Below are 24,119 nucleotides of genomic sequence, written 5' to 3'. Positions count from 1 at the left end.
GCCCAGCGTATATGTTCAGCAGCAATTACTACTTTTATTTTTGGCATAAGGCGGTTCACCGGGAGTGAGTCACGTTTCCAACTGGAAACCGCCCGATGAACCGCAGAACTGACTTCTGCGGTTTTTTTGTTTTTAGGAGTATTGAGCATGACGACTAATTTCACTAACTGGTTTTACAGCTTTTACTTTTGGCCTAGAGCAAACTCCGGGTAAATAGCGTCATGCCAATTAGCCAGAACGCGCCCGGAACTCTCAGTTTCCGGGCTTTTTCATTCACAGCATAAAACAGGCAGAGGGAGTATTTAATACTCAGCACTCAGCACTCAGCACTCAGCACTCAGCACTTTACTACACTTCATAACTTTCAGAGAATCAAACCATGATTAACGCTAAACTAGCCGCCCAATCTCATCCCAACCACCAAACAATTGTGAAACTTTCAGAGACAGTCGCCTTCGGTGGTGAAGAATTAGTAATTATTGGCGGCCCTTGTACAGTGGAAAGCTTAGAACAAATGGAAACAGTTGCTCAAAAGCTATCATCTGCACCTGTACAAGCCTTACGCGGTGGTGTTTACAAACCCCGCACCTCGCCTTATGCTTTCCAAGGAATGGCTGAAGCGGGATTAGAAGTTTTAGCGAGAGTGCGATCGCTCTACAATATGCCAGTAGTTACAGAAGTAATGGCAATTTCCCAAATCGAAACTGTCGCCGCATCTGCTGATATGCTGCAAATAGGTAGCCGCAACATGCAAAACTTCGACTTACTCAAAGCCTTGGGACAAGTTGATAAACCAATCTTGCTCAAGCGTGGTTTAGCCGCCACCATAGAAGAATTCGTTATGGCTGCTGAATATATCCTCAGTCATGGAAACCCAAATGTCGTCCTGTGCGAACGCGGTATTCGCAGCTTCGACACTTACACCCGCAACGTCTTAGATTTAGGCGCAGTCGCCGCACTCAAGCAAATCACTCACTTGCCTGTGATTGTAGATCCTTCCCACGCCGTCGGTAAACGCGAACTAGTCGCACCCGTCGCCAAAGCTGCTGTAGCTTGTGGTGCAGATGGATTAATTATTGAATGTCACCCAGAACCAGAAAAATCCGTTTCCGATGCCCGTCAAGCATTGTCTTTAGAAGATATGGTGAACTTAGTTGATGTTTTAAAGCCCGTAGCAGCAGCCGTTGGGCGCAGAATATCAGACAAAAAAGGGGTGGGTTTAAAACCTACCCCTATTTGTTACGCGGCTTAAATTTGAACGAACCACAGAGACGCGGAGGACACAGAGAAGTAGGAGTTTAAAAGAATTTTTGCATAAGTTAAACTCCTAATCCTCTCCGCGCCTCTGCGCCTCTGCGTAAGATAGATTATTCGTAATTATGCGAGGAAGTCTCAATGGTAAAAACTCCTACTCAACCCATAACGTTAGAGGAATTTCTCAAACTACCAGAAACTAAACCGAGCTTAGAATATATTGATGGTCAAATTATCCAAAAACCAATGCCACAGGGTAAACATAGCGCGATTCAAGGAGAATTTGTCCCTGCTATCAATAATATAGTCAAGCCAAAACGCATTGCTCGCGCCTTTCCTGAATTGCGTTGTACATTTGGCGGACGTTCAATTGTACCTGATATTGTAGTTTTTACTTGGGATAGAATTCCTCGTGATGAAAATGGAGAAATAGCTAATACTTTTGCTCTGCCTCCAGACTGGACAATTGAAATTTTATCGCCCGATCAAAATCAAACAAAAGTTACGAAAAATATTCTTCATTGCTTAAAGCATGGAACTCAAATAGGTTGGTTAATAGATCCAGATGAGCAAACAGTGTTTGTTTTTCAACCCAAGCAAGAAACTACCGTATTTGATGAGCCAGATGCACTTATTTCTGTACCATCTTTTATAAATGAACTTCAGCTTACTGTTAGAGATTTATTTGCTTGGTTATTGTAGGGCGATCGCAATCTTCTTTAGGTTGGGTGAAACGAAGTGAAACCCAACAAATGCCACAAGTTTTTCACCTAAATTTCCAATACAACGCCGCGATAAATTTCCGCTATTGGTAAATCAACACCAACAGATTCCAAAGCAATCGAACCCTCTAAACCTTTAAAATCACTCAGCAACCAACCTTGAGTTTGCTTGGTATATTTTTCAACAAAAGGCTCATTCTGTTCAACTAATAAATATTCACTAAAACTAGGAATAGAACGATACATCCGAAACTTATGTTGTCGGTCATAATCTGCGGTGCTAGGCGATAAGACTTCAACAATTACTGTAGGATTTAATACTTCATCTAAGCGTCCTTCATTGAGTTGTGGTTCTCCATCAAAAACCATCACATCTGGATATACACCCCGCCGATATTCAGGAATCCATAGGCGCAAATCGCTGTTAATTGGCTCAAATGAAGTATCACGCAACAAAAAGCTAAGATATGTCAAAATGTTTCGACCGATGCGGCTGTGTTTGAGCGTTCCTCCTGGCATTGGGACAATTTCTCCATCTCGATACTCGCTGCGTCCTTCGGCTTTTTCTTCAATGGCGCGATATTCATCCAAAGTGTAGCGGTGCTTGATTGTAGAAACCATAGTGCATCGTCTCCAGGACAATAAAACTATTTTGTCACAGAACAGTTTGGAATTTTTAAAAGAAATCAGCCATCCACGGTGCAGAACTAGTAAAAATTTCTGTTGCGGCTAATAGTGCTGTGTCTGGAGCTTCTAATTTTCCTGCTAATTTTAACGTATGAGGGGTAAATAAACCCGTATACAAAGAAGCTAATCCTTGAATATCTATCTGTAATTCTCCTTTACCACCTTGCTTAACTTCACCCTGTCCGTTAGCAACAGAAAGAATAAATTTATCATTATTACCAGTTAATAAATCATCTTTAACTGCTAAATGTAATTCGGTTTCTACTCCTAATTTATACCCTCGTAATTGCAATGCTTTATATACATCCACAATCCGTAACATCCAACGTTCTTGATGTTTAATTTTGGCTGTTTGTTCTGGTAATACTAATGTTAGGGAGTCAATAATCGAACTTTGCCAAGTGACTTTTTTGATTGTAGAACGATGGTTAGCCAAAAAAGACCAGAAAGTTTGTGCCGCAGCATGACTCAAAACTACCCAATCTCGAATTTTAATCACTGCATGATCTACCTGATAATGTTGACTCAAGATAATATAGCCTTCGGGTTGGTCTTGGTTGCCAATTAAATAACCATAAACAGTTTCTTTTTCTCCTAATTGAGTTACTCTTTTCCAAATACTGGAATTTCGGTCTAAATAACCATGAATTAGTTGCGCCTGTTGTTGATATAGTTGATGCAAGATTTCACAATTAAGGTCTGCTATTGGTTGTAAAGCTAAAGGTGGCTTGTGTAAGTGAATATCTTGAGTGGAAATTTCCCAAGTACAATAGTTACCAGCTTGTTCATATCCGGCTTTGCGGTAAAGTTGTTGCGTCGCGGGATAGAGAACGGAAATGGGGGTTCCTTTTGCATAGAGTTCTTGCAGCATATTTTGCATAAGTGCGATCGCAACTCCACCTCCACGATATTCTGGCGCAATTCCCACACTAGCAATCCCTACCATTGGTACAGATTGACCCCCCAACCACATCCCCATCGGTACAGTCGCTAATCCGCCAGCCACTTTCCCTTCTCGACAAATCACCCGCAAGTTCTCCAAACCAATCAATTTGAAGAAATTTTCACTTGCACTGGCAGACCTAACAAAGGCTTGTCCAACAATAACACCCAAATCTTTTACGTCTTCAACATCCACAAATGTCTTGTATTCCAATAAAGATGTCATCACTTCCACCACAATTAGCAACAAGTTCTTAATATACTACAAAATCAAGACAACATAATACAAAAGTGGAGATAGCGTAGCTGACACCAAGGCAGACTAAACATTTTAGTTTGAGGAACGTGACATTTTCAAACTGATGCTGGAATTTCAATCACAAACTCAGTACCTTGACCAACAACAGAATGACAACTTAGCTTGCCACCATGAATTTCTTCGACAATTTGCCGTGCGATCGCTAAACCTAAACCTGTACCTTTACCCACAGCTTTCGTAGTAAATAAATGGTCAAAGATTTTTTGTTTAACTTCTTCACTCATGCCATTCGCGTTATCAGCGATTGAGATGTGGACATGATTATCTGCCATAAATGTTTTAATGGTAATCATGTTAGGATTAGCAGTAATTGCCTCAAAGCTGCGCCCGTTGTTAGATTCTTCTAAAGCATCAATAGCATTGGAGAGAATATTCATAAATACTTGATTTAATTGTCCAGGAAAACATTGAATTTGAGGTAAATTACCGTAATTAGTCACAACTTCAATTGCTGGTCGTTGTTCGTTCGATTTCAGGCGATGTTTGAGAATTAAAATGGTGCTATCAATGCCTTCATGGATATTAAATGGCACTTTATAGTCTTTATCGGCGCGAGAAAAAGTCCGTAGAGAAGTGCTGATATTTTTTAATCTATCGCAGGCAATGACCATTGCATTCATCATCTTCGGCAAATCTTCCAAGCTATAATCTAAGTCAATTTCTTCAGCGTGTGATTGAATTTCATCGCCGGGATTTGGCAGGGCTTCTTGATACAGTGTAATGTGTTTGCTCAAATCAGAAATTGCTGGTTGAGCTTGTAAGAGAGTTGCTGAAATAAAACCCAAAGGATTATTCATTTCGTGGGCTACACCAGCAACTAAATTACCCAATGCAGACATTTTTTCACTTTGGACAATTTGTAATTGTGCTTGTTGCAAATCTCTTAACGCTTTTTCTAATTCTTGAGATTTTTGCTTAACAGCAGCTTCGGCTTGTTTACGTTCAGTAATATCTAATACTAAGCCATCCCAAATAATTATCCCATCATCTTGTTTGATAGGACGAGAGATAGCCTGAATCCATTTTAATTTACCAGAAGGTGTAATAATCCTGCCTTGATATTGCCAAGGCTGTAAGGTTTGCGCGGAAATGGCTACAGACTCAGAAAAATAATTGATTTCCTCTGGATGTATCAAAGAAATTAAGTTATTAGCATCGGCTACTGCTGCTTCTGGTAAAACTTCATAAATTCCATAACATCCAGAACTTACATAGTTAAATGAAGCGATACCATCTACAGAAAGCTGGAATTGATAAATCATCCCTGGTGCATTTTCTGCCAGTCGTAAAAACCGAGCTTCACTTGCTTGTAAATTAGTGTAGAGTTGGGCATTTTCTAGAGATATTGCCGCTTGAGTACAAAGTAAATTAATAATTTGTAACCGTTTCGCAGTAAATACCCCACTTGTCAATTTATTTTCTAGATAAATAATGCCCACTAAATGCCCTTGATTAATAATCGGACTACATAATACACTTTGGGGTTGGTATGACAACATATATTTCCCGATTAAACCAGGAATATCTGTTTGACAATTGTCAATCACAACTGTTTGTTGCGTATTTTTGACATAATGAATAATTTTGACGGGAATATCTGGACAATTTTCTAGTGATTTTGGTTCCAGAATAGTTTTTATTTCTTGATTTTCAATCAAAGTAGTGGCTCGAACTTGCCAATTATCTTCTTCAGTCAGCAGCAGTACAGCTTTTTTCGCACCAGAGTTTTCGACAATAATCCGAGTGAGGCTAGTGATGAGTGTATTTAAATTCAGAGAGCTAGAAATAGCTTGAGCAGCTTTGAGCGCAGAGGTTAAATCTAGGACATCTGAAACACTGGTGCTGTCACTGCTGGAAGTGGCAGTTGATCGAGAAGCAGAATTACGGGAGATTGTGGCGATAGTTTCTAAAGGATTGAGGTTAATTTTTCGCTGTTGCAAAATCAATTGGAGTAATTGGGGATAGCGTTTTTCTAAGTCATCGGTTTTGGCCTTTGCTCCCCAACGAGCGTAGCAGTAGTATGCTTCTTGCATATATGTTTGAGCAATTTTCTCTTTACCCCATTCCAGGTAAAATTTAGCAGCGAGTTCGTTTGCTAAGGCTTCATCTTGGATATATTCGTTGGTTTTCGCTCCTGCAATGGCGCGATCGTAGTGTTCGATCGCATCAGCCCGTTGCCTCAAAACCCGATGGCGCTCGGCTTCGATCAAGTCCCAGCGGTGTTGATGGTTAAACGGAGCCAGAGTTGCCCATCGTTGCAGTTTATCCTGCTGCTGCTGCACACGGGTCAGAATTTGCGATTGTTCTGCTGCCGTAGCCTGCTGATATTGCGCCAGTTGCAACAACGCATCATAAAAGGAATAGAGGGCTAACGAGAAGGTTGCTAACCCACCACCCATATACTCTTCCACTAAGACAGATGTTTGCGTCGCCTGCTCGTATTGCTCAAACAGATAGAAGAGAAAGGTTTGATTGAAATAAAAGTGGAAGCATTCAACTTGGTCAGGGTTGGTTGTTTGGAAAGATAGAGATTGTTCACTATAAGCAGAACCAGATAACTGCCAGGGAACCTCTGTGTCTCCGAGGAGGTTGAGTACCACCTGTTGAGCCATTTCCAAATACTTGATAATCACCACCTGTTTGAGCGGATAAACAACTTGATGGTAGGCTGCCATCTCGTTTGCCAGACCCATTAATTCCTTGCCAGCAAAATAGGAGTAGTAACAGTAGGCATGGGCACTGAAGGCGATACATTCCAAATCACCCGTTTCCAGACCGCTCTGATATGACTCTCGTAAAGGTTGGAGGAGGTTGTGCAGTGGTTCCTGCCAATGGCTAATGAAAAAATTCACGATATAGACAGCTCGGCTTTTGCAGGCTTTTGCCTGAAACCGTTCCATGACACCCAATGCCAGTTGACCAAAGGCATAACCCGACTCTAGATCACCCATGACACTACAGAGCATCAATCCATAGTCACCGTAGGAGCAAGGCGAAGTAGGACAATTGCCCGATTGAATCGACAATTCCACTTGCTTGCAAATTAGCAGTGGCAAGAGAGCAGGCATCGCCCGAAACGAAGATGGCACTAAAACGGGCATAATTTCCATTGCAGCTAAGTGATTGGGATTGCTCATGGCTGGCAAATCTAGTAAATTCAAGGGCGATCGCCCTTGCCATAATTGACCAGTAGTAGCAAATGCCTGTCCAATCTCTGCGGGGGTCGGTTGCTCAGGAAATTCCACGCCGAGGGACTTTAAGACCTGCAAGCCAATCTGGAGTGACTCAAGCAGTTGCCCCTGGGCTTTAGCCCCCAGCAGACGGGTTTGCTGGACTGGAACGGTATCAAGTAGAGTCCGGGCGTGCTGCAAGACGAGGTTTGCCCAATGCTCCATTTGCTCAAAATCAGTGTTGAGATAAGCGGCTTCTACCAGTGCAGTATGGATCGCTAAGGCGAGATTGTAGCGATTCTCCCAGGCATCGTTGGGCAATAGGGAGATGCCGGTGGCGAGGTAGTTTACTGCTGCATTATATGCTGTCGAGGTTTTGGCTTTCCGCCCTGCCAGCAAGTTTAATTCTGCTAATTCTTCACGTTCCTGTGGTGTTGTTAGGAGAGAACGTCCAATATTTAAATGATTCACAATTTCAAACAGTTGTTCTTCCCGCTCACGGGCAGTTGTCTTGCTTAACAAGAGCTGACCGATGTGCAGATGGGTCGCCTGTCGATGTTCTTGGGCAATGAGCGAGTAGGCCGCTTGCTGAATGCGATCGTGCAGAAACCGATAGGTGGGATTGATATTATTCTGTGTGTGAGTCTGCTCTGATTCCCCTAACTGAAAGAACTTATAAATTTGGCTGGTTGGTAAAATTAAGCCTTCCTGCAAGGCTTTCCACAGGACTGTGGCGATATCCGTAGACGACTGCTCAGAGACGATCGCCAATGTCGTCAAATCAAACGAGTTGCCAATACAAGCCGCCAATTTTAGCGTCTGTTGGGTTTCGGTGGGTAATTTCTGCAATTGCAGTGCCATAAACTCCACCACATCATCTGCGATCGTCAGTGCTTCGACTTGGGCAATATCGCATTCCCAATAACGGCGATCGCTCTTAAACGTGATGTAGCCTTCTTCGTGTAACGCTTTGAGAAACTGGGTGGTGAAGAAGGGATTCCCCTTGGTCTTGCGATCGATGAATTTGGTCAGGGGTTGCGCCAGTTGGGGCGCACAATTTAGCGTATCGGCAATGAGGCGGTTGATGCTGTCAAATGTCAGGGGAGCCAAGGTCATAGTCTGGACGAGCGCCTGAGATTTCTTGAGGTCTTCTACCGTCAAGATAAACGGATGAGCAGGTGATACTTCATTATCCCGATAGGCTCCCAACACCAGCAGATGGCCATTGTCCTGCATTAATAGTTTCAGCAATTGCAGCGAAGCTAAATCCGCCCACTGCAAGTCATCTAAAAAGATTGTTAATGGGTGATCGACCTTGGTAAAGACAGCAACGAACTTTTGGAACAGCAGATTAAATCGATTTTGAGCTGCATTGCCTTCGAGTTCAAGCACCGGAGGTTGTTTTCCAATCACTTGCTCTAGTTCGGGAATCACTTCAATTAAGACTTGTCCATTCTCTCCCACAGCATTTAGAATCTTGGCTTGCCATTGGGCGAGTTGGCTATCAGGTTCACAGAGCAATTGTCCCATCAAATTACGGAACGCTTGCACAAATGCAGAGAAGGGAATGTTGCGATTAAACTGGTCAAACTTACCTTTGATGAAATAGCCGCGCTGTTTCACAATCGGCTTGTGTACTTCATTAACTACGGCTGTTTTACCAATTCCCGAAAAACCTGCCACCAGCATTATTTCTGATGCACCCTGACTGACGCGCTCAAACGCTTGCATTAGGGTTTCTACTTGGGCTTCTCTACCATAAAGTTTATCAGGCAGAATGAAGCGATCGCACACATCCCTACTAGCAATTTTAAAGTTCTGAATTTCACCAATTTCTTTTAGTTGATGTAAACAATTTTCTAAATCAAATCTCAATCCTAATGCACTTTGATAGCGGTCTTCAGCATTTTTCGCCATCAATTTAGCGACTATTTGTGATAGCACATCTGGAATTTGTGGATGAATTTCATGTACTAACCTTGGTGTTTTTGCAATGTGAAAATGTACCAATTCCATTGGATCATTTGATGAAAATGGTAACTCGCCTGTAAGTAATTCATAAAAAGTTACACCCAAAGAATAAAAATCTGTGCGATAGTCAATTGGGCGATTCATTCTCCCGGTTTGTTCTGGAGATATATAAGCCAGTGTCCCTTCTAAAACATTGGGATTGACTAGAGTTTGGGTTTCTCTGGGCAGCAAAGATGCAATGCTGAAGTCGATTAATTTAACTTGCTTGGTTTCAGGATTAATTAATATGTTGCTGGGTTTAATATCTTTATGAATAATCCGCTCGTGGTAGAGTATATCTAAGGTGTTACAGAGTGCGATCGCCACTTGTAAAAATTCACCCAGCGAAGCTACACAATTTTTAACAAAATAATCCTTGAGGGAAATTCCCCCAAAGTCTTCCATCACTAAAATATAGCCATTTTGGAATGATTTCAGGCTATAGGTTTGGATGATTCCGGGATTTTTGAGATTTTTAGCAATAGTATACTGATTGCGAAATTGTACTAGTTCGCTAAAGCTGGGATAAAGATTTTTTAGCAGTTTGATTACTACAGGTAAATTGTCAGTTTCTCGAACTGCTCGGTAAACTACAGTTCTCGAACCATCATAGAGTTGTTCGCCGACTACATACCCAGGAATACTGACTTGAGTGCTAATCATACTGCGTTCAAGTTGAAGAATTTTTTCTTAGTATTCCCAGATTTTCCCAAAAATTTGTGTGTTAGTTTGTCTCTTGTGTCAGTTAGGCTACATCTACCCCTGATTCAAAACCCTTACACCCATTCTTCGCAGACAATCTTTTTGCGTAAGTCCTGACTCATTTTGCTACTGGATTCAACTCGCCAAACTTCGGACTCCACCAACCTTTAGCTGTACTAAAAAAAGCCACATCTTTATGCTTTTTATCTTGACGAGACGCAGCAGAACAACGCAGCATGGTTTTGTTTTGTCCGTCTTTGGTGTAGCTATACTCTTCTAGTGGTTTTTTACAAACTGGACAGGGATATGAGCTTAATTTCGCAGGAGTTGGGGAGTGATTTTCTGGCTTGGTTTCTTGGGTGCGTGGTGGTTGCCAAGACTTGCTGAAGTCACTCCAAAATAGGACTATATTTGCACAGCCGTTGGTGCATTTGAGGAAATATTTTTTCTTAACTTTGCTGCTGGGAATTTTAGCGAGAAAATTATTACATTCAGGGCAGCGAGTTTTAGAAGTATCATATTTACGTTCAGCTACTGAAGATTTCGTATTTGAAGGACTTACAGCAACAGTTTTGGCTTTTGCTAAAGCTGGGACGAAGTAATTTTTATTCCAAGTTGTTAAGTATTGCTGCCAGCCTTGTTTACCTTCTGCGATCGCATCAAGGGCGCTTTCCATTTTGGCGGTGAACTCTGCTTCTAGTAAATCTGGCAGAGCTTTCTGTAAAAAATCATCAACTTCTAGCCCTAAAGTTGTCGGTTGCAGATTTCCCTTAGTTAACTGCACATAACCCCGCTTCTTTAAGGTTGCAACTGTGGGAGCATAAGTACTAGGACGACCAATGCCTTTACGCTCCATGAGTTGTACTAATTTCGGTTCGCTGTAACGTGGTGGCGGCTGAGTTTGTTTTTTCTCGAAATTGGCATTTTCTAGGGTTAATGCTTGTCCCTGCTGCACAAGAGGTAAAACAGAATCTTTGCTGATGTTATTCCAATAGCGGGCGTAACCATAAAATTCCACTACTTGCCCTCTAGCTTGCCACAACAGTGAATTAGACTGTGTGATAATCTGAGTTTTGCGGAGTTGAGCAGATTTACATTGGGATGCGATCGCTCTTTTCCAAATCATCACATACAAATCAAATTCTTCAGGCGGTAATTCTTGACGTAGCTGGACTGATGGACGAAACACATCAGTAGGGCGAATTGCTTCATGAGCTTCCTGGGCTGTTTTGGCGCTGCGATGCTTGGCAAGCTGCTGTGGTACATTCTGCGGATCATGTTCTTCCAACCACTTACGAGCCGCCGCGCAGAACTCAGGACTTAACATTACTGAATCTGTCCGCATATATGTAATTAACCCAGCTTCATACAGCTTTTGGGCTAAAACCATCGTTTTGTCAGGAGCTAATTTCAGCTTGGAACCGGCTGCTTGTTGCAGCGTGGAAGTAATAAATGGTGGCGGTGGTTGACGATAAACGGTTTTACCTTCAACATGAACGACTTGATGGGGATGCTGACGTGCTTCTTCAACTAAACGTATGGCTTCTGCTTCCGAGAGAACCCGCTTTGACTCTGGCGCTTGGGTGTTATTACCTGCTGCATCGTCGTGGGTTTCCGTTTCTGGTTCCGGCGCATCGCTGAGAGAATTGGTTGTACCTTTGTAAAAAGCCCGGAATCCTTCAGCGTAGTCTACCCAAACACTCCAATAGTCTTGGGGTACAAAGGTGACAATCTCCCGTTCTCGCTGACATATTAGGTGCAAAGTTGCACTTTGAACTCTGCCGACACTCTTCGCACCATTATTCAATGCCCAAACCAAGGGACTACCTTTGTAACCAACCAGCTTATCGAGACAATCACGGCAAAGTCCAGCACCGACCAAGTTAGAGTCTAGTTTGCGAGGATTTGCGATCGCACTCCGCACCGCCGATGCGGTAATTTCACTATAAATAACTCGTTTTGGTTCTCGCAATCCCAGCACTTCTTTTAAATGCCAAGCAATTGTTTCACCTTCCCTATCTGGGTCAGTGGCGAGAACCACTTCATCAACTTGTTTGGTAACTGCCTTTAGCTGCTGGATAGTTTCTTTAGAGCGTTGGTCACGCGGTACATAATTGCACTTAACACTACCATCATCAATGACGAAACCCAAAGAATCTTCCCCCGTATTACTCAGTTCGCGGATGTGTCCACAACTAGCTCGCACAATCCAATCAGAACCCAAAATCTGACTGAGCTTTTTGACTTTCCCAGGAGATTCAACAACTAGAAGGCGTTTCGGCATAGATGCTTTTGATACTGCAAAGTGCTGAGTGCTGAGTGCTGAGTTTTGAGTGTTGAGTAATAACTAAGTGTTTTCAAGAGTTTCAGATACAAACATAGTCCTAAACTATGCTTCGACTGCTATAACAGAGATTCTAGTCTTTGATATAGTAATACAATTTGATTGCGGAACTATCAATCATCACGCCTTACTTAAAAAAATGCAATAAAATTAACCGCAGATGCACGCGGATAAACGCAGATAGGTATTTTTATGAGGTGTTGCTAAATTAAGAAATAAAATCTCACTTACTTAAATATTAAACTCATTCTCCTCTCCGCGTCTCTGCGCCTCTGCGTGAAACAAATTCATCCCATATTTTACTTTATTATTGAATTAAAATAACCGCCTCTTGAACTTTTGTAGAAAGTGCTTTTTGCAGACCTTGTTCAACTTTTTGGGTGAGTTGTTCAAAAGCTGCTTGATTATTAGTTAATTGTTCTCGAAAGACATTTTCTAATTCTGGTTTTATTTGAATGCACATATCTGCAATTTTCTGATCGCTCATCAAATTAGAACGAATCCAACTGGGGATATCAAAATTTTTCTTGATTGTTTCTTGGACAGTTTTCCGATTCAGTTCCATACCTGCTGCCATCACAGAAGCACCGTAGACTAATGCGATTGGCCAAGTCAAGTGTCCTGTAAGAATGAGGGTAATCAGACTAGCAACAGTACCGCCACCAATGACGACATTGACAATAAACGCCACGGTATCAGCCAAAATTGCATCGCCAATTCGTAGTTCTGGGTTAACAAAAGCGGGTTCGATGCTATCTTCAAACCTTAAACTACTTCTGGGTATGTGAAATCTCCGACAGATGGGATCTGTAACTGCGGCTAAGTCTGGTTGAATTTTGTTGTTAAACCAAAGAATACATTGATTGTTAATTATTTGCTGGGCAATATTGCCTTTTAACCATTGTTCTGCCCGATTTTTCATATATGTTTCTAAATCAGCCAGAGTGCGAATTTTATTGGTTTGCCAGTCTTTTACTCCTGGTTTCACGGCTTGTTCAATTAAATTGTCGGCTAATGGTTGAGTTAACAATTCAATTAACTCTGGGATATGTCTAGCAATCAATTCTTTGAGTTTTTGGGAATCTAATAGTTGATTAACTTCTTGCTGAAAAGCCGTCGCCCGTAAATCCCATCTTCCGACTCGCGCTAAACCGAGTGCAATGCAGCGTTCCGGTTCAGGGTCGGGGCGGAGTTGGCTTTCAGGTTCGGGAAACATTTGCTGACAAATTTGGTGGATAAATTTCATTCGGGATGCACCTCCAGTCATCAGCACTAGTTTGGGGACTGTATCAAGTTGTTCTAGTTTGGCTTTGGCTTCGCTGACAGCATCATGAAATGCTTGAACCCAACTTTTATTTCCTAGTTCAGGTAACGGTTGATGCAGAATTTCCTCCATCATCACTTTGTTGACTTGGGGAATAAAATAAATCTGTTCGTTGATGGACTCAAAGCCACGGGCAAAAGATTGCGGGTCGTTATATAACTGTTCATTAGAAAAATAATCTTCTTTGGCTTTGCGACAAGCTAGTTCACAACGCGCTTGATGATGAGGATATTCTTGAAATACTTTTTCTAGTAATGTTTTTTGGTCGTGTTTGGCGAGTGTACGGGCAAAAATCGCTTTATCAATTAAGGATGCGCCTAAAGCATTACTTCCGAAATCTAACGGAATTTCATGTAAGCTTTTTACTAAAGTAAAATCTGTGGTGGAAGAGCCAATATCGACAATTAGCACCGATGCGAGGAGTTTTTCATACTCCAACTTTCCGCCTTCTTTGGCTTGCATGAAAGCTGCGCGAGATTCTGGTATAACGTTGAGGTGGGAAATACCAGCTTCTTGAAGTAGTTTTTGGTATGCTTGGCGATCGCTCATTGACCATCCTGAAGGGCAACCAATGTAAAAATAACTACTTTCACCGCCTTCTATTTGTTTGCTTTCTTGCAGTTTGTGATAGTAAGTAGCGAGAAAAGTGGAGATTGTTTTCCTGTAATTTGCATCGTGGTTGGGTTTTTGCTTGAATGAGATTGTCAGTTGAGTAACACCAGCTTGAATTAAGGCTTGTTCTCCTACCAAATAACCAAGTTTGGGATGCCAACCTAAAGCGGTAATTTGATTTTTCTTGTTATTAATTTCTAGCATTTGGGGCGGTTCGATGCTTTCGACTATGGCTTTGGCTACGGCTGTCTCACCATGTCCCAAATCAAAACCAATTGTTTCTGAAATTTTCATACTTTTACAGCAACTTTCCTCTAATCCCTAACCCCTAACCTCTAATCCCTAGCCTCAGAGTACGCTGGTTCAATCACTCTACCGCGCCGGAGTAAGCGATCGCCTTTTAACAAGGCAGGTGTGATGGTAACGTAATCTTTGGTGTTTGGGTCAATACTCGGTTCAAAGTCAAAATATTCTCGCTCGCTTTGCGGTGCTTGCTGTTGGTAAATTTGAGCGCGGATTCCTTGAGACATAAGAATTTGCGGGAGGAGTTTTGTTAAAGCGATCGCCATTTGCGGCTGTTCAAGAAATGACGCACCCATCAACCTTTGGAGGAAGTTCAGTAACTCTGGTAGTTCTTCTAAGGTGCGATCGTCTTCTAATTTGTTTCCTTCTGCAAACCTAGCCACTGCTATATCAATAGTATTCAGCGCATCAGCTAAGTTATCTAAAAGCAGTTTGCTATCCACTTGCAGCACAGGTTGGGGTATCTCTAATAATTCCGTGGAGGTAACATTACTTTTATCCAGTTGCAGCACAACTTCTAAACCAAGAAGCAGCGAAGTTAGTAAGATACCCATCCAAGCATTGAAGTTAATTTTGGTTAAGGAAAATAAAGAACCTAAAATGCCAATATAAATAAGTACCTTTAGCAGTTTTAGGATTAATCTTTTAGGGGAAACATTTGTAGTTAAATTACTAATTTGCTTTTGTTCTTGTGACTCAAGTGGAGACTGATTAACCACAGTCAAATTACCGACTGACTGTCGCAGCATCTCTAAGAAAAATGATGCTAAACGGACTTGAGTTAAATTTAGCTCGCTAATATAAATTCTTTCTAAATTATCGAGTCGATTTTGAACTAGTTTAACTACTTGTTCAATACTAGTTATATTATCAATCTCTATCTGTAGTTGGTTCCGTTCTGCATTAAACAGTGTGCTGATAGTTTTCATTCGTTAACTTTATTAGTTACACCTCAACCTTGATAAATCTAGCTTGTAGTGCTTTTTATATAAGTAAGTATAGCAAGAAAAATTTAACCGCAGATGGACGCAGATGGACGCAGATAAATCTGGAATTTAGATACTTTTGATAAAGTAAATCTTAAGTATGATGCGTCAGGCTGAAATCATCAACACACCGTACTTAAGACTTACTAAAAGTGGGGAGTTGTTGTCACTGCTCACTTCTAGTTTTTCACCAGTTGTAGATAATAGGGAGTTGCTGCAAAGAAGAGATGTAAAAACTTTTATTTAATTAACCAAACCATTGAGAAGGTTCACAACCAGGCTCAACTGTGCTACATAGATGATTGTTAATCCAAGCTGATTTATCTTGCATGATGGCAAAAATGCCTTGATGAATCAAGTTTTGTAAATGTAATTTCTGTTCTAATGGACTCCGCGGAAATTTCTGCTCTATGGGAGCATCTTTGATGATATTTTGCAGGGGAAATTCTCTGTCAAACTCTTCGTTATAAAAACAGGGAATGCGGCTGATGACAAAATCAATTAATTCTTGACGTAATTCAGGAATCGCAAAGGTTTCTTGATAAGGATAGTAGGCATAAGTATCTAAAACACTTTTGATTTCGCTGACTAATGATTCTCTGGTTAAATTGACTACTGTTCTCATAAGGTTTTATCTCCATTGAAATACGGTTGAGTTTTGTTTTACAGACTCACTGAGTTCTACTAATCCGCCAAAACCGCTTCACGGAACTGGTTTTTATACCCTAAATTTAACTTTGATTTCAGTACAAAATCAGACTTTTGGTATGGAATTTTAAGTTAAATTTTATACTAGTTAACTCTGAATTTTGTCTATAAAATTCAACCAACTATGACATTAACAAAGCGGTAGATCCACAATCCCAATTATTTCAAATTTCTATCTTTTTGGCGAAAATCTACACAAAACGCAGCATAAATATTAAGGGATCAATTTTAATTTTTTATTAACAACATTCTGGAGAATGAAATATTGAGGTAAGTAAAACTTGCCTAGTAATTTACATTACTTATTGATTTATTACCTATGATTTCTAAATTATTTTTTAGCTTGCTCTATGTATTCTAGATAACAAATTTTTGAGGTAAAAATGTAGCAAATCTTGAGAAAAAAGACATGGCTACACAAAGCAACCAGTCTAACGACAGATGTTATGAAAAGGTAAGATTTTTGAAAAAATTCACATTAGTGAGAGTGGCTTGGTTTAGATGATGATTAATTGCAAAGGCAGCAGCCAGTCCAGAGAGCATTGCACCTTCAACGAGATTACCGCCGCACCAATCACCACAGCACACCAAAGGTAAGGAAGCACTGGCAGAAGATAAAATGCTTTCTGTCCAAGGATGGCTAGGAAAGGCATAACGCCAACGATGCACCTGCATCCATTCGGGTGTCTCTAGCCAAGGTAGTGCGAGAGTTTGGGCGGCGTGGTGCAACATTTTCTGCCCGACTGGTTGTAAATCGGAGGATTCGAGATGTTGTTGGGCAAAATTTCCACTGCTTTGGACGACAAATACAGGTTGTTTTGGTTGAGGACGCTTGCTACTATCTAAACCAATCCATCCTAAAACCGGATCATCTGTAAAACTTTGGGCTTGCCAATCTGGTAGAGGTGTGGAATTGGGGTAGCCTGCGATCGCACTAAGACAAGGCGTAAATTCCACCGAACGCAGGTTAGTTAAAAAGTCTGTTCCTAATAATTCTTCACCCAAAGCTTCTAATAACATCACAGCTTGGGGTGCAGGAATCGCCACTACAACCGCCTTGGCTGTAATTTCTGCATTGCTAGATTCCAGCGTCAATTGCCAAGTATTTTCGGGGGTTGGGTGAATGGCGATTACCCGTTGATTGAGTAGTATATCCAAACCTTGCGCCAGAAATTTAGCGATCGCACTCATCCCCGCAGGTGCAATATAACGCGGTGGGAGTTGGTCACGATTCCAAACTGTGATAATTTGGCGAGCGCACAATAAATCAATAAACTCTTGGAAAAACTCACCCTTGGGTTTGAGATAACAAGTGCCATGATCTGCCCAAGTATCATATAAGCGACGTGTGGCCATTCTTCCCCCCAAGCCACGGGATTTCTCCACAACTAATACTGAATATCCCCCTTGCTTTAATTGCTGGGCGCAAACTAACCCCGCCATACCAGCACCAATTACAGCAACGTCTATCATTAGTTAATAGTCCTTTGTGTTAAGTCTTTGGTTATTATTAAACAGAATTCAGGAGTCAGAACGCAGAATGTAGAGGTGTTCTAGCAACATTACCGTAGAGGATTCTGGCTTCTGAATTCTTGATTCAATGACAAAATACAGATGGCGCATGATAAAAAGACTACTAAAGACCGCCAAAAGCTAATAGTAGAATAAAGTACAGACAAGCTGCACGGAAGGGAGGAAAGGAACATTGGATGAACTCAGGGCGGCCTTAGAACTAGCAACAGATGATGAATTGCAAGATTTAACAGCAATTTTGTTTAGTCGAAAGTTCAATCCCCTAGATTATGTTCAGACACCTGAACCGATCGAAGTTCAAAGTCAGAGCCGCCAAGCTTGGTTAGACTCATTAGAAGAGCGTTTCCGGTTTTTGGCAGCTGATGGAGTAACAGTGTTGCGGGGACGCACAAACCAAGTAACTTACCGCCAAGCCTTAATTCAAGTTTGTAAATATTTAAAAATTCCTTATTCCAATCATTTAACAACTGTCGATTTAGAAGCAGAAGTATTTTTACATCTGCTGGGGCAAGTGTGGAAAAAACTGCCAGAAAAAGAAAAACAAAAATTGACTGTCAAAGTCCAGCGTCATTTGGTGAAAACGGAACTTAAAGAACCATTACCATTAATGTTGCAGCGTGATCCCTTGGGATTGCTGTTTAAGGGTGGTAGTGCTTTAGCTGTTACTTCTGTCATTCAACCGTTCATCCTCAAACAAATTGCGCGACAATTTGCCTTGCACTTTGCTACTTATCAAGTAGCCAAACAAGCTGCGGTTACAGGTTCAACAGTAGCCAAAACCCAGTTTGAAACTTATGTGGCGATGCAAATGGCGCGGCGGGGTATGACGCTAAGTGCAGCTCGTTATGGGGCAGTTCGCACGGTATTTGCTTTTGTCGGCCCGGCTATGTGGACTTGGTTTTTGGCTGATTTAGGTTGGCGAGCGATCGCTACTAATTATGGTCGCATCATCCCGACTATTTTTGCTTTAGCCCAAATTCGTCTTACTCGCACAGAATGTTGGGAGCCAGCTTGAACCTCGCTTTTGATCATCCCAACCCGAAAAGCCAATTTGCTTGGAATACTTTCCAAATTGGGCTACTGATTTTTCCCCTCAGTCCATTTGTTGGGGTGGTGGCGATAATTTTGGCATCTTTACTGACTTGGCTGCAACAATACCGCCAAATTATTCGCCGCCCCATCAATCGGGGCTTTGCAATTTTGACATTATTACTGCTGATTACGTCAGGATTTGCCACTTATAAAACCGATGCTTTTTTAGGCTTATTTAATTTAGTACCTTACTTTTTAGTATTTGCTGGTTGGGGTAACTTGATTCAGACAGTTGCCCAATTGCGCCAAATAGCCTGGATTTTGGTAATTGGGGCTGTACCAGTAATTGTGATTGGCTTTGGACAGTTGTTTTTAGCTTGGGCGTTAAAATTACAGTTTTTGTGGATTGTTTTAGATTGGGCAGTTGCGCCTGGAGGCGAACCACCAGGGCGAATGGCGGCTTTATTTATGCACGCCAACTTATTGGCTGCTTATTTGGCGATTATTTTTACTGTCGGGATAGCTTTATTACTGGAACAATGGCAATCCAGAAAAAGAAAAAAATCTCTGATTGGCTTGTTGACGCTAATACTGATTGCCAGTTTTGCTGCCTTGATTTTAACTAATTCGCGCAACGGATGGGCGATCGCGATGATTGCCTGTTTAGCTTACGCACTTTATCAAGGTTGGCGCATCTTGGTTGGTAGTGTGGTTGGGGTAATTTCTACTATTTTGTTGGCTGCTTTTGCCCCTTCCCCCATAGCCCAAATTTTCCGTCGTGTAGTTCCGGCTTTCTTTTGGGCGCGGTTAAACGATGAAATGTATCCCGACAGACCAGTAGCTTTAATGAGAAAAACTCAATGGGAATTTGCTTGGTCTTTGGCACAACAGCATCCTTGGACTGGTTGGGGTTTACGTAGTTTCTCCGCACTTTACAAAGCCAAAATGAATATTGATTTAGGTCATCCTCATAACTTGTTTTTAATGTTATCTGCGGAAACCGGATTTCCTGCTACTCTGTTATTTTGTGGTTTACTCGCTGGGATATTAATTGCAGGTATGCAATTTTTACGGCAATCTAATTCTTTGGTTAAAGCAGATAGGTTATTGTTCTTCAGTTATCTTTTGGTATTTGGCGAGTTGATATTATTCAATACTGTGGATGTAACTTTATTTGATTTTCGCGTCAATACCCTGTTTTGGTTATTTTTAGCAGCAATTTGCGGAGTTGTATTTTACCCAGAGCAGAATCACAAGACCTTGGCAAAAGAGAATTAGATATTCAAAAAATGCGATCGCCTACTCCCTAGCCCCAGTTTGTACAGATAATTTTGCTTCATATATCTGTATCAGCATTTCTGCTCAAACATAGCATTTTGTTTCTTGGCACTTTTTCCGTGGTTACACTGTCGGCATTCGTATTTTTTATTTCTTAGAATTACAGTATTCACATTTGTGATTTAGATAATTTCTAGTTATCTAATTAGAAATTATCTAATGTTGCTGATAGTTGGGAAGGTGTAAGGACAACCCTTTTGGGGGTTTCCTACATGACGGGCATCTAATCTTTAGATGCCCTTTTGTATGTTTTATTTTTCGGCAGTTAAGCACTATTTTTTATTTTATTTATCAGGGAAATTTACTATATGAAATCACCTAAATAAAGTTATTTAGGTGACTTTTGATATGAATGTTGGAACACAAAAACTGTATGCCTCACGCAAAGGCGCAGAGGCGCAAAGAGTTACGGAAAATTCACCTTTGTGTAGATAGAATCTAATTCATAATAAAATGTCCATTTGATTTATCAAAGTTTTTTGCTTCTTATAAATATTCAGACTTCTGAATTCTAATTTCACGTCAAATTTTTCAGCCCGATCGCAATTTTACTGTGTTTCTCAATTTCTCCCATGACTTGTTTTGCCCGTTGAATAACCACCGCAGGTAAACCAGCTAACCTCCCCGCTTCAATACCATAGGATTTATCAGCACCACCGGGTTGGACTTGATGTAAAAAGATAATTTGGTCTGGTAATTCTTTGACGGTGACTTGATAGTTAGCCACATTGGGTAACATCCCTGCTAACTCATTTAATTCATGATAGTGAGTGGCAAAAATTGTCCGGGAACGAATCTCGGTAGCGATATATTCTGCAACCGCCCAAGCAATGGAAAGACCGTCAAAAGTGGCTGTCCCGCGTCCAATTTCATCTAATAATACTAAAGATTTTGATGTGGCATGGTTGAGAATATTGGCGGTTTCATTCATTTCCACCATAAAGGTAGATTGACCAGTTGCCAAATCATCCACAGCACCAACACGGGTAAAAATGCGATCGCATACTCCCAGTTTGGCAGATTTAGCCGGGACAAAACTCCCAATTTGCGCCATCAGTTGAATTAATCCTACTTGACGCAAGTAACAACTTTTACCACTGGCATTCGGGCCTGTCAGAATAATTAAGTCAGGGAGTGGGGAGTGGGGAGTGGGGAGTGGGGCTTTTTCACTACTCCCAATTCCCGACTCCCCACTCCCTAAATATGTGGAATTGGGGACGAAGAAACCCGCAGGTAAAGACTGTTCCACCACTGGGTGACGACCATCTACAATTTCTAATCCTCGCCCTGATATCATTTCAGGACGACTGTAACCTTGCTGCACAGCTAACTCAGCTAAACCACATAACACATCCGCCGCCGCCACTGCGCGAGACAGTTGACGGATAGCCTCGGCTTGTTCGCCCACTTCTTCCCGCAACGCCACAAAAATTTCATATTCCAACTTATATAAATCATCCCGCGCACTGAGAATCCGCGCTTCTCTTTCTTTGAGTTCTGGGGTGATGTAGCGTTCCTCGTTCTTCAGGGTTTGCTTGCGGATATAGTTGGCGGGTACTTGGTCGGCTTTGGTGCGAGAAATACTAATGTAGTAGCCAAAGGTTTCGTTAAATCCCACTTTTAGCGTTGGGATACCTGTTCTCGCCCTTTCATCAACTTCTAAATTAGCAATCCATTGATGATCTGCTTCGACAGTCGCTTTTCTTTCATCTAATAATACATTGATGCCAGGACGAATTAAGCCCCCTTCTTTTAAATGAATGGGTGGTGCTTCGACCAGGTGGGCTTGAATTTTTCGGGCTAATTCCTCTAATACTGGCGGGACTTTTTGCAAAGCTTTCAAAAAAGGAGAACTAGCATCAGCAACTAAACGGGCTAATTCTGGCAAACGCGAGAGAGAATCAGCTAAAGCAATTAAATCTCGCGCATTGGCAGTTCCCGAACTCGCCCTACCTGTAAGCCGTTCTAAATCGTAGATTTGCCGTAATAAATAGCGCAAATCTTGACGCAGAGGTGTATTTTCTTTTAATTCTTGAATTGTTTCTTGCCGCGCCCAAATACCTTTAATATCCAGTAGGGGTTGTAATAACCAACGCCGTAAAGCCCGACTTCCCATCGCGGTGCTAGTTCTATCTAACGCCCACAGTAAAGAACCGTGAAAAGTACCATCGCGGACGGTTTGGGTAATTTCTAAATTCCGGCGGGTTTGATGGTCAATAATTAAGTAGTCTGTGAGTGTATAGGTGCGGAGTCTTTGCAGAGAAATTGTATTTTCTTTTTGGGTATCTTCCACATATTCTAAAAGACCGCCAGCCGCCCGCACAGCTAAGGGCAGATGATCACATCCTAAACCTTCGAGCGATCGCACCTTGAATTTCTGCAATAATTTACTTCTAGCTTCTCCTTGAGAAAAAGGTATTTGCGATCGCAAACTATAACAAAATGATGGCGGTAAACATTGGGGAAGATGGGGTGACGTTTCCCCCGGACGCAACAAAGCACCCAAATCAGGTGCATTGGTGGGAACCAACACCTCGGAAGGTTGCAAACGCATTAATTCTTGCGTCAGGTGTTCTAAATCGCTACCTTGGGTTGTGAGAAATTCTCCCGTGGAGATATCTGCGTAAGCTAAACCCCAATGATTCCCCGCAATTACCACCGCCGCCAAATAATTATTGCGGCTAGATTTTAACATCCCCTCTTCTAACAACGTGCCAGGGGTGAGGATGCGCGTCACTTCCCGCTTTACCAAACCCACGGCTTCAGAAGCATCTTCTACTTGGTCACAAATCACCACTGCATAGCCTTTTTCGACCAATTGGGTGCTGTAGCGTTCCCAAGCGTGGTGCGGTACACCAGTCATCGCCACTCGTCCCACTTCGCCACCATGCTTGCTGGTGAGAACTAATTCCAGTTCCCGCGACACAGTAACAGCATCTTGGAAAAAAGTTTCAAAGAAATCGCCTACCCGATACAACAACAAAGCATGGGGATGTTTATCTTTGATTTCCACATAATGCTGATACATTTTACTCAGCTTACTGCGGTCTACCAGTCGCGTGTCCGCGTGAGGCGCAGGGGGTTGAAGAGATTCCTTTGACTGGTTATCAGAGTCAGAAGCGGTCATAGATAGATGCCAGGATTCACACACGCAATAGCCACAATACTCGATGATAGCTTGATCTGGTGTTCAATTGCGATCGCTCAAGATTTTTTTTATTTATTTTTCTGATGTGAGTTTTAATGGATACAATGGCTCACAACCATTCAATTGCCAAATTCTAAATACCAATACAGCCGCTACGGTTAGCCATACACAAGAAAATGATAATATCATTCCGGCATAAGGATTAGTCTGCCAATAAACTGCCGTTACCACTAAAGCAGATAACCAAGGGCCTAAAATAACTACAGGAACAGCAGCGCCCAATCTACGTTCTACAGTAAAAATTGTATTCCAAGTATCTCCTAAAGCCAAATGTACTACAAATAAAATTAAAGGTAGTACTAAAAATTGGTGATTCATTTGCTGCCAAATTAATACAGAAGAAATTACACGCAAAACAGCTATGATCATCCAAACTATGGGAAAAGCTAAAGGTGGCGGAGCCCATTTTGGTCTAATCACTTGGTCGTACGTTTGACCAGAACGGGTGTTATCTAACAGTGAAAAAATTCGTGAACGAATACTTAATACAGCAAAAAATAATCCTGCCAAGAATGTGCTAACCCAACTGGGAATAGAAGAATTATGATCAATCAACATCACTAATTTTTCCATCCCTAGTAAGACAACAGTCATCGTTAATATTTGTAGGATAGTACCTAGTTTATAAATTAAAATTGCTTTAATATCTACTTCTTTCCCAGTAGATATTGATGTTTGTCGAGACTGTTGTTGCTTGCCATTTTTTACACCCATCACTGTATTGACAAACTTTTCAAGTATGCCACTATTATTGGATTGCTTCATAATTAAGTGTTTGTGCGTAATTTTTACTTAAAATAATAAATTATTATGGTTCTTCCGGTATTTTTATGGTGAGTAATAAAGTTTAGTAAATTTTAGTAACTATATTTTAATGATGCTCAGGCTGAAAACATAGACTGTGTAAGTATTACAACAGTTTTAA

14 protein-coding genes are annotated in these 24,119 nt (G+C 41.4%); 4 read left to right on the top strand and 10 right to left on the bottom strand.

The window, feature by feature from the left end; genetic code table 11:
- Window positions 1-379: 379 nt before the first annotated feature.
- Both aroF and H6G74_RS05495 read left to right on the top strand, forming a co-directional pair.
- Window positions 380-1,252: a 3-deoxy-7-phosphoheptulonate synthase gene (aroF, locus tag H6G74_RS05500; protein ID WP_190966721.1), complete on the top strand. Its 873-nt coding sequence runs from the start codon at window positions 380-382 to the stop codon at window positions 1,250-1,252.
- Between the two features lie 143 nt (window positions 1,253-1,395).
- Window positions 1,396-1,956, top strand: a complete 561-nt coding sequence (locus H6G74_RS05495; protein WP_190966720.1) for a Uma2 family endonuclease — start codon at window positions 1,396-1,398, stop codon at window positions 1,954-1,956.
- Between the two features lie 68 nt (window positions 1,957-2,024).
- On the opposite strand, the gene H6G74_RS05490 is transcribed toward H6G74_RS05495, so the two are convergent.
- From H6G74_RS05490 to H6G74_RS05455, 8 genes are all read right to left on the bottom strand, one after another.
- Window positions 2,025-2,597 (bottom strand): Uma2 family endonuclease, encoded by a 573-nt coding sequence (locus H6G74_RS05490; RefSeq protein ID WP_190966719.1) that lies wholly within the window; start codon window positions 2,595-2,597, stop codon window positions 2,025-2,027.
- A 55-nt stretch (window positions 2,598-2,652) separates the two neighbouring features.
- Window positions 2,653-3,831, bottom strand: coding sequence for a GNAT family N-acetyltransferase (locus H6G74_RS05485; RefSeq protein WP_190966718.1), 1,179 nt, complete (start codon window positions 3,829-3,831; stop codon window positions 2,653-2,655).
- 128 nt (window positions 3,832-3,959) lie between these two features.
- Window positions 3,960-9,767 carry a trifunctional serine/threonine-protein kinase/ATP-binding protein/sensor histidine kinase gene (locus H6G74_RS05480; protein ID WP_190966717.1) on the bottom strand — a complete coding sequence of 1,936 codons (5,808 nt, stop codon included), beginning with the start codon at window positions 9,765-9,767 and terminating at the stop codon, window positions 3,960-3,962.
- 157 nt (window positions 9,768-9,924) lie between these two features.
- On the bottom strand, window positions 9,925-12,090 hold the full coding sequence (gene topA / locus H6G74_RS05475; protein WP_190966716.1) for a type I DNA topoisomerase: 2,166 nt from the start codon (window positions 12,088-12,090) through the stop codon (window positions 9,925-9,927).
- Window positions 12,091-12,457: 367 nt separating this feature from the next.
- Window positions 12,458-14,380: an Hsp70 family protein gene (locus H6G74_RS05470; protein ID WP_190966715.1), complete on the bottom strand. Its 1,923-nt coding sequence runs from the start codon at window positions 14,378-14,380 to the stop codon at window positions 12,458-12,460.
- 41 nt (window positions 14,381-14,421) lie between these two features.
- On the bottom strand, window positions 14,422-15,318 hold the full coding sequence (locus H6G74_RS05465) for a hypothetical protein (protein WP_190966714.1): 897 nt from the start codon (window positions 15,316-15,318) through the stop codon (window positions 14,422-14,424).
- Window positions 15,319-15,622: 304 nt separating this feature from the next.
- Window positions 15,623-16,000 carry a hypothetical protein gene (locus H6G74_RS05460; RefSeq protein ID WP_190966713.1) on the bottom strand — a complete coding sequence of 126 codons (378 nt, stop codon included), beginning with the start codon at window positions 15,998-16,000 and terminating at the stop codon, window positions 15,623-15,625.
- 527 nt (window positions 16,001-16,527) lie between these two features.
- Window positions 16,528-17,556 carry an NAD(P)/FAD-dependent oxidoreductase gene (locus H6G74_RS05455; protein WP_190966712.1) on the bottom strand — a complete coding sequence of 343 codons (1,029 nt, stop codon included), beginning with the start codon at window positions 17,554-17,556 and terminating at the stop codon, window positions 16,528-16,530.
- 232 nt (window positions 17,557-17,788) lie between these two features.
- Here H6G74_RS05455 and H6G74_RS05450 point away from each other — a divergent pair, with 232 nt between their 5' ends.
- Complete coding sequence (locus tag H6G74_RS05450) at window positions 17,789-18,631, top strand: YaaW family protein (RefSeq protein WP_190966711.1); 843 nt, start codon at window positions 17,789-17,791, stop codon at window positions 18,629-18,631.
- Entirely contained in the window at window positions 18,613-19,926 is a 1,314-nt protein-coding gene (locus H6G74_RS05445; protein WP_190966710.1) for an O-antigen ligase family protein, read from the top strand. The genes H6G74_RS05450 and H6G74_RS05445 overlap by 19 nt, the downstream gene beginning before the upstream one ends.
- 577 nt (window positions 19,927-20,503) lie before the next feature.
- Here the strand turns inward: H6G74_RS05445 and mutS are convergent.
- Together mutS and H6G74_RS05435 are read right to left on the bottom strand one after the other, a co-directional pair.
- On the bottom strand, window positions 20,504-23,113 hold the full coding sequence (mutS, locus tag H6G74_RS05440; protein ID WP_190966709.1) for a DNA mismatch repair protein MutS: 2,610 nt from the start codon (window positions 23,111-23,113) through the stop codon (window positions 20,504-20,506).
- 93 nt (window positions 23,114-23,206) lie between these two features.
- A complete protein-coding gene (locus tag H6G74_RS05435; RefSeq protein WP_190966708.1) occupies window positions 23,207-23,959 on the bottom strand; it encodes a TspO/MBR family protein in 753 nt (250 codons plus the stop codon).
- Window positions 23,960-24,119: the final 160 nt, after the last annotated feature.

The sequence above is a fragment of the Nostoc spongiaeforme FACHB-130 genome, from assembly GCF_014698475.1.
In the GTDB taxonomy this organism is placed as follows: domain Bacteria; phylum Cyanobacteriota; class Cyanobacteriia; order Cyanobacteriales; family Nostocaceae; genus Nostoc_B; species Nostoc_B spongiaeforme.
This window is presented reverse-complemented; position numbering and strand designations above follow the sequence as displayed.